We start from the raw sequence: 13336 nt of genomic DNA, 5'->3' as shown, positions 1-13336 counted from the left end.
CATCCGGAATTAAGGAAGAGACACCATGAATACGCAAACCGACGCTTTTTTGAAAGACAATCTCGCAGATCCGACCGATGCTTCCGCCTGGGCCGAAGTCGGCCAGTCGCATCCGCACGAATCCGCGATCCTGCACGTATTGGGCGAGGCAACCTATACCGATGACATCCCGGAAGCGCAAGGCACGCTGCATGCCGCGCTCGGCATGTCACAAAAGGCCCATGCCCGGATCCGCTCGATCAATCTGGATGCGGTGCGCTCTGCCCCCGGTGTGGTCGCCGCCTACGTCGCCAGCGACATTCCCGGCACCAACGATTGCGGCCCGATCGTTCACGACGATCCTATCCTGGCCGATGGCCTGGTCGAATATATCGGCCAGCCGATGTTCGCGGTGATCGCCGACACGCACGACAATGCTCGCCGCGCCGTCCGTAAAGCGGTCGTCGACTACGACGAGCTGCCAGCGATTTTGACGCCGCAAGCGGCGCACGCCGCAAAGTCGTATGTGTTGCCGCCGATGCGCCTGACGCGCGGCGATGCGCAACAAGCTTTCGAAACGGCAAAGCATCGCGTCAGCGGTCAGTTATACGTTGGCGGTCAGGAACAGTTTTATCTGGAAGGCCAGATTTCCTACGCGATTCCAAAGGAAAGCAATGGCATGCTGGTGTTGTGTTCGACGCAACACCCGACCGAAATGCAACACGTGGTGGCGCACGCATTGGGCGTCCATTCGCACAATATCGTGGTCGAATGCCGACGCATGGGCGGCGGCTTTGGCGGCAAGGAGTCCCAATCGGCATTATGGGCAGCTGTTGCGGCAATCGCGGCGCACAAGCTGAAACGGCCGGTCAAGCTGCGTGCCGACCGCGACGACGACATGATGGTGACCGGCAAGCGTCACTGCTTTCATTACGACTACGAAGTCGGTTATGACGATGCCGGCCGGATTGTCGCGGCACGGGTCGATATGGTCAGCCGCGCAGGTTATTCCGCCGATTTGTCGGCGCCGGTCGCCACCCGCGCAGTCTGCCATTTCGACAATACCTATTACCTCTCCGATGTCGACATCAAGGCGATGTGCGGCAAAACCAATACCCAGTCGAATACCGCCTTCCGTGGCTTTGGCGGCCCGCAGGGAGCGATTGCGATCGAATACATCGTCGACGAGATTGCCCGCAACCTGGGACGCGACGCGCTCGATATCCGCAAGCTGAATTTCTACGGCCGCAACGACGAAGAAGGCCGCAACGTCACCCAATACGGCCAGAAAGTGGTCGATAACGTCATCCACGAACTGGTCGCTGAACTGGAAGCCAGCAGCGAATATCGGCAACGCCGTGCGACTGTCAGCGCCTTCAACGCCAGCAGCCCGGTGCTCAAAAAAGGCCTGGCGCTGACGCCGGTGAAATTCGGCATTGCCTTCAACGTGACGCACTTCAACCAGGCTGGCGCGCTGGTGCACGTCTACACCGATGGCTCGGTCCTGGTCAATCATGGCGGCACCGAAATGGGGCAAGGCATCAATACCAAGGTGGCGCAGGTGGTGGCGCACGAGCTCGGCATTCCGCTGGCACTGGTACGGGTCACTGCCACCGATACCAGCAAGGTGGCCAACACGTCGGCTACCGCAGCGTCGACCGGTGCCGACCTGAACGGCAAGGCAGCGCAGGACGCCGCGCATACCATCCGTCAACGATTGGCCGAATTCTTTGCCAAATTGCATAACGGCGATCCCAAGGCCGTGACTTTCTCGGGCGGCGCAGTCCATCTCGGCGAACATGCGATGGCATTTGGCGATCTGGCACAAAAAGCTTATCTGGCACGGGTGCAATTGTGGTCGGACGGTTTCTATGCTACCCCCGGGCTGCACTGGGATCCGAAAACCATGACCGGCCATCCGTTTTCTTATTTCGCCTATGGCGCGTCGGTCTCCGAAGTGATGGTCGACACGCTCACCGGCGAGTGGAAACTGCTGCGTGCAGATGCTCTGTACGACGCTGGCCAGTCGCTCAATCCGGCCATCGACATCGGCCAGGTTGAAGGTGCTTTCATTCAGGGCATGGGCTGGCTGACGACCGAAGAATTGTGGTGGAACAAGGACGGCAAGCTGATGACCCACGCGCCATCGACCTACAAGATACCCGGCATCTCCGACTGCCCACAGGATTTCCGCGTCAAGCTGTTCAAGAACCGCAACGTCGAAGACAGCATCCATCGCTCCAAAGCCGTCGGCGAGCCACCGCTGCTGCTGCCGTTCTCGGTTTTTTTCGCGATCCGCGATGCGATTTCCAGTATTGCCGATCATCGTTTTAACCCGCCGCTAAAAGCACCGGCCACCAGCGAAGCAATATTGAATGCGATCACTGCGGTCGATAACATGGCAGCTGCTGCCTGAATATCAGCACCGATAAAGGCAAGCTGCCATGACTACCTGGTTAAATGCACTAACTACTCTAATGAAACAACCGACGCCAGCCACCGCGGCGATTTTAATCACGGTGGCGCAGGTGGAGGGTTCGGGACCGCGTGAACCGGGCGCCAAAATGGTGGTGACACCGTTGGCGCAGTTCGACACCATCGGGGGCGGGCACCTGGAACTGCGCGCCATCGAAGTCGCGCGTGAGATGTTGTTGGAAGCGTCCACCCTTTCGAGCGAGCGGCGCCTGCAACGCTTCCCATTGGGCCCATCGCTAGGCCAATGCTGCGGCGGTGTGGTGCATCTGGCTTTCGAACGCGTCGACGCGAATACCGCCGAGTATTTCAACTATCTGCAACTGCGCCTGGGCAAGGCGCAGGATAGCTGGCGTTTGGTAGCGTTGGATAGCGCAACCGTGACCAGTCTGTGCGACGAGCAAGGCCAACGCCTGCATGGACCGGGCATGCTTCCCGCCCTGCCTGCGCTGGTTGAGGGTGCCACGGTGATACGCGATGCGGCGGGGCAGCGCTGGCTGCTGGATGGCTGCCTGGCGCCGCGTCCGCAATTGTTCTTGTTTGGCGCCGGTCATGTCGGCGCCGCCATTGTCAGAGCATTGGCAGACTTGCCTTGCCGCGTCACCTGGATCGACGAGCGCGAGGAAATGTTTCCCGACCTTCAGCCTGCCAACGTCACGATAGAGGCAACCGACGTACCGGAAGCACTGGTCGCCAGCGCGCCGCCTGGCTCCAGCTTTCTGGTCATGACCCATAACCACGCACTCGACCAACGCTTGTCGGAACTGATATTGCACCGGAACGATGTGACCTGGTTCGGCCTGATCGGCTCGAAAACAAAACGGATGCAGTTTGAACATCGCTTGCAGGAACGCGGCATCACGCCGCAACGGTTGGCCGAGATGGTATGCCCGATAGGCATCCCCGGCATTGTTGGCAAGGAACCGGCCGTCATCGCCGCCTCCGTGACGGCGCAACTCCTGCAAGTATGGGAGCGCAGCGGGCGCGAATTGCCCGCGACCTCAACTCAGGAAACTGTGCGAATGCTCAGTCATGCCTCCTGAAAATGCAGATGTGGCAATGCGCTATCGCCAAATAGGAACGGGTAGCGAATATTCAAAATAAATTCGCAGTAAAAAGCAACGAATTAAACATAGCAATTGTTAGTTAAAGGACGTATCTCATGGCCGCAGGCGACAACCCAACTCATTCCGACAACGCAGAACTTCAGGCTTACCGCGCCAGCGTGCTGCACTTTACCGCGGACCCGGCGCATCAGGCCCACGCGTATTCGTGGCATGAAGATGGCCTGCTTCTGATCAAAGACGGTCACGTGGTCGCTGCCGGCGATTATCAGCACTTGAAGGGGACGCTGCGGGACGGGCAGGAAATACACGACTATCGCGGCAAAATCATCATGCCCGGCTTTATCGATACCCATGTCCACTATCCGCAGACCGACATGATCGCATCGCCGTCGCCGGGCCTGCTGCCGTGGCTGGAGAAATATACCTTCCCGACCGAGCGCAAGTTCAGCGACCCGGCCCATGCGAGCAATGTTGCCGACTTCTTCCTCGATCAGCTATTGCGTTGCGGCACCACCACCGCGATGGTGTATTGCACTGTCCATCCGGAGTCCGTCGACGCCTTTTTCAGCGAAAGCGAAGCACGTAATCTGCGGATGGTGGCAGGCAAGGTGTTGATGGACCGCAACTGCCCTGACTTCCTGCAGGACAGCGCCGCAGGCGGTATCCGCGAAAGTGAAGATCTGCTCAAGAAATGGCACAAACGCGGTCGCCAGCTGTACGCGATCACCCCGCGCTTTGCGCCCACCTCCAGTAATGCCCAATTGCAACTGGCGGGTGAGTTGGCGCGTGCCTATCCGGACGCCTATTTGCAAACGCACGTCGCCGAGAATGCCGACGAAGTGGCCTGGGTAAAATCGCTGTTCCCGGAAGCGCGCAGCTATCTGGATGTCTACGATAAATACGGCATGCTGCGCCCACGCTCGATGTACGCACATTGCATCTGGCTGGACGATGGCGATCGCCGGCGCATGGCGGAAACACAATCGGCGATCTCGATCTGCCCGACCTCCAACCTGTTTCTTGGCAGCGGCCTGTTCGATTTTGAGCGTGCCGACGCTTTGCAGGTGCCGCTGTCATTAGCGACCGACGTCGGTGGCGGCACCAGCTTTTCCATGCTGCAAACCATGAATGAGGCCTACAAGGTAGCGCGCATGGGCGGCACCTTCCTGCCGGCCTTGCGGATGTTCTACCTGGCGACGCTGGGCGGCGCCCGCAGCATGCAACTGGAAAACACCATCGGCAACTTTGTCGCCGGCGCCGAGGCTGACTTCATCGTCCTGGACCCGCAAGCGACACCATTGCTGGCGCGGCGCAGTGCGAATACCGAAAGCCTGGAGGAGTTGCTGTTTGCGATTGCATTGCTAGGTGACGATCGCAGCATTGCGGCGACCTATGCGGCCGGCAAACAGGTTTACCGACGTTAAAACGAAGGATGGGTGAAGCGATGATGCTCCACCCATCCTTTCGTTGCATGCTTTTTCTTTTACGCCCGGCGATCAAGACCGCAACGTATACCGATTATTGCTGACGCACTCATACCGCCGCAGCACATTGCCGCTGTCATCCACACTTTCGAGATGCACATCGAACTGCCACAGCCGCGCCATGTGTCGCAACACTTCATCGGTATTGTCGCCTAGCGGTCGTCCATCGCTGCGGAAGTGGCGTAAAGTCAGGCTGCGATCGCCACGCGTATTCACCGACCATACCTGGATATTCGGCTCACGATGATTGATGTCGTACTGGCGCGACAAGGTTTCCCGTACGTACTGATAACCGGCTTCGTTATGAATCGCCGACACTTCCAACTCACTGCGATTCTCATCATCAAGCACCGAGAATAAGCGCATATCGCGTATCAATTTAGGCGACAGATATTGCGCCACAAAACTCTCATCCTTGAAATTCCGCATCGCGTAATGCATCGCATCCAGCCATGGCGTTCCCGCCAACTGTGGAAACCACGCACGGTCTTCGTCGGTCGGCTGTTCGCAGATACGGCGAATATCGCTCATCATCGAAAAGCCCAGCGCATACGGATTAATCCCGCTGTAATACGATTTGGTCACCGGCGGCTGATACACGACGTTGCTATGCGAATGCAAAAACTCCATCATGAAGCCATCTGTCAAAAACCCTTCGTCATAGAGCGTATTGAGCAAGGTGTAATGCCAGAATGTGGCCCAGCCCTCATTCATTACCTGCGTCTGCCGCTGCGGATAAAAATACTGCGCAACCTTGCGTACCACGCGTATCACTTCGCGTTCCCAAGGCTCTAGCAGCGGGGCATTCTTTTCCGCAAAATACAGCAAATTTTCCTGCGGCTCCGGCGGAAAACGGCCTTCTCCCTGAGTTGCGGCCTCCCCCTTCCTGGTCGGCAAAGTGCGCCATAGCTCATTTATCTGCGACTGCATGTACTCTTCTCGTTCGCGGCGCTGCGCCTGCTCCTTTAGCAGCGACAAATGTTGCGGGCGCTTATAGCGATCGACACCGTAATGCATCAACGCATGACAGGAATCAAGCAACTCCTCAACCCGAGCGAATCCATGACGCTCTTCACATTCGGCAATGTAATTGCGCGCGTACACCAGGTAATCGATAATCGCGTTGGCGTCAGTCCACAACTGGAATAGATAGTTACCCTTGAAGAAGGAGTTATGTCCATAGGCCGCATGCGCCACCACCAGCGCCTGCATCGTCATGGTATTTTCTTCCATCAAATACGCGATGCAGGGGTTCGAATTGATGACAATTTCGTAGGCCAGGCCCATCTGCCCACGCTTGTAATCGCGCTCTGTCGACATAAAATGCTTACCGAACGACCAATGCCGATAATTGACCGGCATGCCGGATGAGGCATAGGCGTCCATCATTTGCTCGGCGGTAATGATTTCCAGTTGAATCGGGTAAATATCCAGTCTGTAGGCTGCCGCGACGCGTGCTATCTCGACGTTATATTGCTCGATCAGTTCAAAGGTCCAGTCGGAAGGGCAAGGTAGTGGCGATCTGCGCTGTTTAATATCCGTACGTGCATTCATACGGTCACCTGCTTTTCAAATAACTCACGAAATACCGGGTAGATATCGCTGGCGTACTGGACTTTCTTGAGTACGAATTGCGGATAATCCGGCGCTATCTGCTCATACTCCGTCCACAAATTCTGCTCTTCGGGAACCACTTGAATATAGGCAAAATAACGCGACTTCGGCAAAATTTTCTGCTCAAGTATTTGCCGACATTTGGGTGAGTCATCATTCCAGTTGTCACCGTCGGACGCCTGCGCGCCATAGACATTCCACTCACTGGGCGGATAGCGCTCGTCAATGATCTTCGTCATCAATTCCAGCGCGCTCGAGACCACCGTGCCGCCGCTTTCCTGCGAATGAAAAAAAGTATTTTCGTCAACCTCGTCAGCGCGTGTGTGATGGCGAATGAAGACGACTTCAATTTTTTCGTAATTGCGCGTCAGAAATAAATACAACAGGATGAAAAACCGTTTGGCCAGATCCTTGCGTTGCTCATCCATCGATCCTGACACATCCATTACGCAAAACATCACCGCCTGACTCGACGGCTGCGGCTGCCTGATGCGATTGACATAGCGCAAATCGAAGGGATCGATAAAGGGGATGCGCCAGATACGCCCTTTCAGCAGATGAATGTCTTCCGCCAGGCGGCGGATTTCCTCACCGCGATCTTCGTTATCGGCTTTCAATGCTTCCATCAGAATTTCAAGTTCGTGCAATCGGGCCACCAATGGCGAACCCAGCGCAATGCGTCGTCCCAGCGAGCTGCGCAACGATCGGACGATATCGATATTGTTGGGAGAGCCGTCGGTAGAGTAGCCGGCGCGCATATTCTTCCAGCTTGGGACCGCCAATAGATTGGTCTTGATCAGACGCGGCAACTCCAGGTCTTCGAAGAAGTACTGCATGAATTCTTCGCGCGTCAATTCGAATACAAAATCATCCTGGCCTTCACCATGATCGCTGGCTGCGCTGCCACCGCCGCCAGCGCCGCCATCCGGACGCGCGATGCGATCGCCCTGGAGATAATCCTGATTGCCAGGATGCACCATCTCGCGCGTACCGCCCGGACCATGACGAAACACCGGCTCGGAAATATCTTTGCGGGGGATGGTAATGCTTTTGGAATTTTCGATCTCGGTGATGCCGCGATCGCGCACTGCCTCCGTCACCGAACGCCGGATATCGTTACGATAACGGCGCAAGAAACGTTCACGGTTGGCAATGCTCTTGTTCTTGCCAGCTAGTCTGCGGTCAATTATCTGATGCAACACGGTACAGCCTCCTGCTCGGAATGCATCTGGGGAGCTGCCACCGGTATCGCTGATTGCTAACAATCGATACCGGAATTACCAGACGGCAGCCCTGCTCAGCTCCAGTTCGTTCAGTACACCGCAGATCTGCATCGTCGTTACGACGATTTCCGTACCCGCAGATACCATTCGCACAAAAGCCTTACTTGCTTAGGTGTATAACCTTTGGTCACCATGCGATTCACAAAATCCTCATGCTTACGCATCTCGTCGGCCGAGCCTTTCGCATTAAACGAAATCACCGGGAGCAGATCCTCCGTGTTCGAGAACATTTTCTTCTCGATCACGACGCGTAGCTTTTCATAACTGGTCCAGAGCGGATTCTTGCCGCCGTTCGAGACCCTGGCGCGTAGAACAAAATTCACTATCTCGTTACGAAAATCCTTCGGATTGCTGATACCCGCAGGCTTTTCGATCTTCTCCAGTTCGGCGTTCAGGGCTGCCCGGTCAAAGCTTTCTCCGGTGTCGTGATCACGGAATTCCTGATCCTGAATCCAGAAGTCGGCGTAGGTCACGTAACGATCAAACACGTTTTGTCCGTACTCGGAATACGACTCCAGGTAAGCGGTCTGAATCTCTTTGCCGATGAATTCCGCGTAACGCGAAGCCAGCACATCCTTGACGTACGAGAGGTATTTCTGTTCCAGCTCCTGCGGAAATTGTTCGCGCTCGATCTGCTGCTCCAGCACATACATCAAATGCACCGGATTGGCCGCGATTTCAGACGAATCGAAGTTGAAAACACGCGACAATATCTTGAACGCAAAGCGGGTCGACACCCCGGTCATACCTTCATCGACACCGGCATAGTCGCGATACTCCTGAAACGACTTGGCTTTAGGATCGCTGTCTTTCAGATTGTCGCCATCGTAGACCTGCATTTTCGAAAAGATGTTGGAATTTTCCGGCTCGGTAAGACGCGTCAGGATCGAAAATTGCGCCATCATCTTTAACGTTCCCGGTGCGCAAACAGCGCTGGCAAGCGATGAGTGGCGGATCAGTTTCTCGTAGATCTTTATCTCTTCTGAAACGCGCAGGCAATAAGGTACTTTGACGATATAGATACGATCCAGCAGCGCCTCATTATTCTTGTTGTTACGGAACGCTTTCCACTCGGATTCGTTGGAGTGCGCCAGAATAATGCCGTCAAACGGGATTGCACCAAAACCTTCGGTGCCTTTGAAGTTGCCTTCCTGCGTCGCGGTCAGCAATGGATGCAAAACCTTGATCGGTGCCTTGAACATTTCGACGAATTCGAGCAAGCCCTGATTCGACAAGCACAGGCCGCCAGAGTAGCTGTAAGCATCGGCATCGTCCTGCGAGTATTGCTCCAGCTTACGAATATCGACTTTGCCGACCAGCGTGGAAATGTCCTGATTGTTTTCGTCGCCTGGCTCGGTTTTGGAAATCGCGATTTGCCGCAACATGTTGGGGTAACGTTTGACCACCCGGAATTTACGGATATCACCGTTAAATTCATGCAGCCGTTTTACCGCCCAGGGACTCAGAATGGATTTCAGGTAACGCCGCGGGATTCCGTATTGCTCTTCCAGAATCGCACCGTCTTCGTCATAATCGAATAAGCCGAGCGGCGACTCATTGACGGGCGAACCTTTGATGGAATAGAACGGCACGTGCTCCATCAATTGTTTCAGGCGCTCTGCGATGGATGATTTACCGCCGCCGACAGGACCCAGCAAATACAGAATTTGCTTTTTTTCTTCCAGGCCTTGCGCGGCGTGACGGAAATAAGCGACCACTTGTTCGATCACTTCTTCGGCGCCATAAAATTCTTTAAAGGCCGGATAAACCTTGATCACCTTGTTGGCGAAAATGCGCGACAACAATTGATCCTGACGCGTATCTACCTTTTTAGGCTCACCGATCGCCATCAGCATGCGTTCGCCCGCCGTCGCATACACAGTGGGATCGTTCTTACAAAGCGTCAGATACTCTTCAAGAGAAAACTCTTCTTCTCTGGTCTTGTCGAACCGACTCGCAAAGCTGCTGTAGATATCCATATCACCCCCGCATCAACGATGTTGCGAAAACAGATTGAACACACAATGCCTACTGAATTTGACCTCTTGGATATCTTAACAGTTCATTTGCAAACTGTTGCTCTCACAGTATTTAACAGAAGAAGATTCCACGCTTTTGATTCTATCTCTTTTCCTTCGATGCAACAGAGAATTTATGTAATCAGGCATTACAGACCTCACTGCGGACTTTTATTCTTCCGGTACTTTCTCATTCCAGGGTGCGACTATCGGCAGCAACAGCATGCCGGGCAAGGCCAGCACAAAGCATACAATAAAGAATGTAAACCAGCCGGTGTCAGCGACAATGTAACCCACGGAAGAATTGATAAAGGTGCGCGGAACTGCTGCCAGGCTGGTGAACAACGCAAATTGGGTGGCGGTATACCGCGGATCGGTAGTTCGTGCGATGTAGGCCACGAAAGCGGCTGTACCGAGGCCGACACCGAATGCTTCAGCGCCGATGACGATTGCCAGCACCAGCGGCTCAGCGCCGACATTTGCCAACCACGCGAAGCCGAGAATCGTCGCTGCCTGTACCACACCGAAAATCCATAACGCCCGGTTGATACCAATCTTTACCATCCAGATACCGCCGATGATGCCGCCGGCAACACTGGCCCAGAGGCTGGTGGTTTTCGAAATGGCGCCGATCTGTGTCATCGTAAAGCCGAGATCGATATAAAACTTGGTCGCCAGCGCAGTCGCCATGCTGTCGCCCAGCTTGTACAGAAAAATAAAACCGAGTACCCACAACGCGCTCTGCCAACCATTGCGCGCAATAAACTCCTGAAATGGCAACAGCACCGCTTCGCGTATATTTTTTGGCGGATCACCATACACTTTCGGCTCGTTGATCAGAAAAGTGCAAAGCAGTCCGGGCAACATGAATGCAGCAGTAATCCAGAACACCTCGTGCCAAGCCATCCTATCGGCCAGCACCAAAGACAGCGCGCCCGGCACCATGCCCGCAACCTTGTAGGCGTTGACGTGGATGGCGCTACCCAAACCTTGCTCGCTGTCTGGAAGAATTTCACGCCGATAGGCATCAATCACGATGTCCTGGCTGGCCGATAGAAATGCGACGACCGATGCTATCGCTGCGATTGCGGACAATTGCGTTATCGGATCGAGCATCCCCATGCCGCCGATGGCGATAAACAACGTCACCTGTGTCAACGCCATCCAGCCGCGGCGCCGACCCATACGGCCGAAGTGAAAACGGTCCATCAGCGGAGACCATAGAAACTTCCAGGTGTATGGAAACATGACGAGTGCAAACAATCCCAGCGACTTCACATTCAGCCCTGACTTGGCGAGCCAGGCTTGCAACAGGCTAAGAAGAATAAACAGCGGCAAGCCGGAACTGAAGCCGAGAAAAACGCAAATCAGCATGCGCCGGTTGAGATAGTGGTGCCAGGGATTTGAGGTTAAGGTCATGAATGCGCCCGCATAGCGGGACGTTATATGCGCTGAATTTGCATGTTATTTGTATAGCTGAGGTTATCTGCGCGCTGCTGCGGCACCGCACAAATTTAGCCGACGTTGTCTTATTTCTTGCGGAAGCGGAATACCGCCAGACTACCGCGCCAGTTCGGTAGAAACGTTACCGGCCGACCATCATGCAACGCAACACATTCGAGCACCTCAAGCCCGACTTCGTTCGCCAATGCCTCAAAGTCCTTGATCGTTGCGCAGCGCAGGTTAGGAGTGTCATACCATTCGTATGGCAACAATTTCGACACCGGCATACGACCGCGCAACAGTGCCAGCCGATGTGGCCAGTAGGCAAAATTAGGGAACGACACAATCGCTTCGCGGCCAACCCGGGCGATATCGCGCAAGACGCCCTCGACGTTCTTCATCATTTGCAGCGCCGACAAGCACAGCACGGTATCGAACGCATTATCGGAAAACAGTGCCAGTCCGGTCTCCACATCTTGCTGAATCACCGACACCCCACGCGACACACAAGGGGGAATCTTGCTGTCATCGATTTCAACGCCATAACCAGAACATTGCTTGTCGCTTTGCAAATAATCGAGCATGACGCCGTCGCCGCAGGCGAGATCCAGCACTTGTGACTGTTCCCGCACCCAATGTGCAATGAACGCCAGATCAGGCCGCAGGCCGCTCAGTTGATCAAAATTCATACGGTCGCCCCTACACCATTCTCTGACGCCAGGCCGGCACCAGTTTGCGGCATGCTGTTTTGGTTGAGTTGTTGCCAGACCCGGTTGTAATACTCTCGCACCACATTCTGGTAGCGCGCATCCTCCAACAGGAAAGCGTCATGACCATGCGGCGCATCGATTTCGGCATAGCTGACGCGACGCTTGTTATTCACCAGCGCCTGCACGAGTTCGCGACTGCGTTCCGGTGAGAAGCGCCAGTCCGTCATGAACGATACCACCAGGAATTCGGCCTGCGTCTTTGCCAGCGCAACAGTCAGATCGCCACCGCATTCCGCTGCCGGATCAAAGTAATCCAGCGCCTTGGTGATCAACAGGTAGGTATTGGCATCAAAGTACTCGGAGAATTTGTCGCCCTGATAACGTAAATACGACTCAATTTCAAAATCAATGCCAAAACCGAACTGATAGCTGCCGGAACGCAAATCACGACCAAATTTTTCGGCCATGTCGTCATCCGACAGATAAGTGATGTGGCCAACCATGCGCGCCACCCGCAAGCCGTTTTTCGGCACCACGCCGTGCGCGTAATAATCACCCCCATGAAAATCCGGATCGGTCAGAATCGCCTGCCGTGCAACGTCATTGAAGGCAATGTTTTGCGCCGACAGTTTTGGCGTCGAGGCGATCACCACGCAATGCCGCAAGCGGGTCGGATACATCAAGCTCCAGGCCAGCGCCTGCATGCCGCCCAACGACCCGCCCATGACGGCGGCAAACTGCACGATTCCGAGTGCGTCAGCCAGGCGCGCTTGCGCCTGCACCCAATCTTCGACAGTGACCACCGGGAAATTCGCGCCATACGGCTTACCTGTGGCCGGATCGCTATGCATCGGCCCGGTCGAACCAAAGCATGAACCTAAATTATTCACGCCGATGACGAAGAATTTATCGGTATCCAGCGACTTCCCGGGGCCCACCATGTTGTCCCACCAGCCAACGTTCTTTTCATCACCGGCGTACTTGCCGGCGACGTGGTGCGAGGCATTCAAGGCGTGACAGACCAGTACCGCGTTGGACTTGTCGGCGTTCAGGGTTCCATAGGTTTCATACACCAGCGTGTAGTCCGCCAGCGACGCACCGCTCTGCAGCCTTAGCGGTGTCGCAAATTGCATGGATAGTGGTGTGACTGTTACTTGAGACATGGTGTGATGATAGCGACGTGGTTGATGACTTTGGTTATTTCCTACCGACAATAAAAAAGCCCGAAAGCTTGCGCTCATCGGGCTAAATCAGGGGCTTGTACTT

Annotated in this window: 9 protein-coding genes; 3 read left to right on the top strand and 6 right to left on the bottom strand. The window is 55.1% G+C overall.

Annotated features, from left to right (window positions below; genetic code table 11):
- Positions 1-25: 25 nt before the first annotated feature.
- From xdhB to guaD, 3 genes are all read left to right on the top strand, one after another.
- Positions 26-2395 (top strand): xanthine dehydrogenase molybdopterin binding subunit, encoded by a 2370-nt coding sequence (gene xdhB, locus AC3CHX_RS28800; RefSeq protein ID WP_488631354.1) that lies wholly within the window; start codon positions 26-28, stop codon positions 2393-2395.
- A 28-nt stretch (positions 2396-2423) separates the two neighbouring features.
- The gene (xdhC, locus tag AC3CHX_RS28795) at positions 2424-3494 is read left to right on the top strand and encodes a xanthine dehydrogenase accessory protein XdhC (protein WP_488631353.1); all 1071 of its coding nucleotides are present in this window, start codon (positions 2424-2426) and stop codon (positions 3492-3494) included.
- Positions 3495-3613: 119 nt separating this feature from the next.
- Positions 3614-4942, top strand: coding sequence for a guanine deaminase (guaD, locus tag AC3CHX_RS28790; protein ID WP_488631352.1), 1329 nt, complete (start codon positions 3614-3616; stop codon positions 4940-4942).
- Positions 4943-5014: 72 nt separating this feature from the next.
- Here guaD and AC3CHX_RS28785 read toward each other — a convergent pair whose 3' ends face one another.
- The 6 genes from AC3CHX_RS28785 to metX all read right to left on the bottom strand — a co-directional run bounded on the left by AC3CHX_RS28785 (position 5015) and on the right by metX (position 13233).
- Positions 5015-6556, bottom strand: a complete 1542-nt coding sequence (locus AC3CHX_RS28785; protein ID WP_488631351.1) for a SpoVR family protein — start codon at positions 6554-6556, stop codon at positions 5015-5017.
- Positions 6553-7818 carry a YeaH/YhbH family protein gene (locus tag AC3CHX_RS28780; RefSeq protein WP_488631350.1) on the bottom strand — a complete coding sequence of 422 codons (1266 nt, stop codon included), beginning with the start codon at positions 7816-7818 and terminating at the stop codon, positions 6553-6555. Before AC3CHX_RS28780 ends, AC3CHX_RS28785 begins: the two co-directional genes overlap by 4 nt.
- A 137-nt stretch (positions 7819-7955) precedes the next feature.
- Positions 7956-9878 (bottom strand): PrkA family serine protein kinase, encoded by a 1923-nt coding sequence (locus AC3CHX_RS28775; protein ID WP_488631349.1) that lies wholly within the window; start codon positions 9876-9878, stop codon positions 7956-7958.
- 210 nt (positions 9879-10088) lie between these two features.
- Positions 10089-11336 carry an AmpG family muropeptide MFS transporter gene (locus AC3CHX_RS28770; RefSeq protein ID WP_488631348.1) on the bottom strand — a complete coding sequence of 416 codons (1248 nt, stop codon included), beginning with the start codon at positions 11334-11336 and terminating at the stop codon, positions 10089-10091.
- Between the two features lie 110 nt (positions 11337-11446).
- Complete coding sequence (gene metW, locus AC3CHX_RS28765; RefSeq protein ID WP_488631347.1) at positions 11447-12049, bottom strand: methionine biosynthesis protein MetW; 603 nt, start codon at positions 12047-12049, stop codon at positions 11447-11449.
- Positions 12046-13233: a homoserine O-succinyltransferase MetX gene (gene metX, locus AC3CHX_RS28760; RefSeq protein ID WP_488631346.1), complete on the bottom strand. Its 1188-nt coding sequence runs from the start codon at positions 13231-13233 to the stop codon at positions 12046-12048. The genes metW and metX overlap by 4 nt, the downstream gene beginning before the upstream one ends.
- Between the last annotated feature and the right edge of the window lie 103 nt (positions 13234-13336).

The sequence above is a fragment of the Glaciimonas sp. OK215 genome (assembly GCF_057787885.1).
This window is presented reverse-complemented; position numbering and strand designations above follow the sequence as displayed.

What these genes read in the sequence shown, in the direction of transcription:
- AC3CHX_RS28785 (WP_488631351.1), bottom strand. Translation starts at nt 6,556, where the DNA reads ATGAATGCACGTACGGATATTAAACAGCGCAGATCGCCACTACCTTGC.
- xdhC (WP_488631353.1), top strand. Translation starts at nt 2,424, where the DNA reads ATGACTACCTGGTTAAATGCACTAACTACTCTAATGAAACAACCGACG.
- xdhB (WP_488631354.1), top strand. Translation starts at nt 26, where the DNA reads ATGAATACGCAAACCGACGCTTTTTTGAAAGACAATCTCGCAGATCCG.
- guaD (WP_488631352.1), top strand. Translation starts at nt 3,614, where the DNA reads ATGGCCGCAGGCGACAACCCAACTCATTCCGACAACGCAGAACTTCAG.
- metW (WP_488631347.1), bottom strand. Translation starts at nt 12,049, where the DNA reads ATGAATTTTGATCAACTGAGCGGCCTGCGGCCTGATCTGGCGTTCATT.
- AC3CHX_RS28775 (WP_488631349.1), bottom strand. Translation starts at nt 9,878, where the DNA reads ATGGATATCTACAGCAGCTTTGCGAGTCGGTTCGACAAGACCAGAGAA.
- AC3CHX_RS28770 (WP_488631348.1), bottom strand. Translation starts at nt 11,336, where the DNA reads ATGACCTTAACCTCAAATCCCTGGCACCACTATCTCAACCGGCGCATG.
- metX (WP_488631346.1), bottom strand. Translation starts at nt 13,233, where the DNA reads ATGTCTCAAGTAACAGTCACACCACTATCCATGCAATTTGCGACACCG.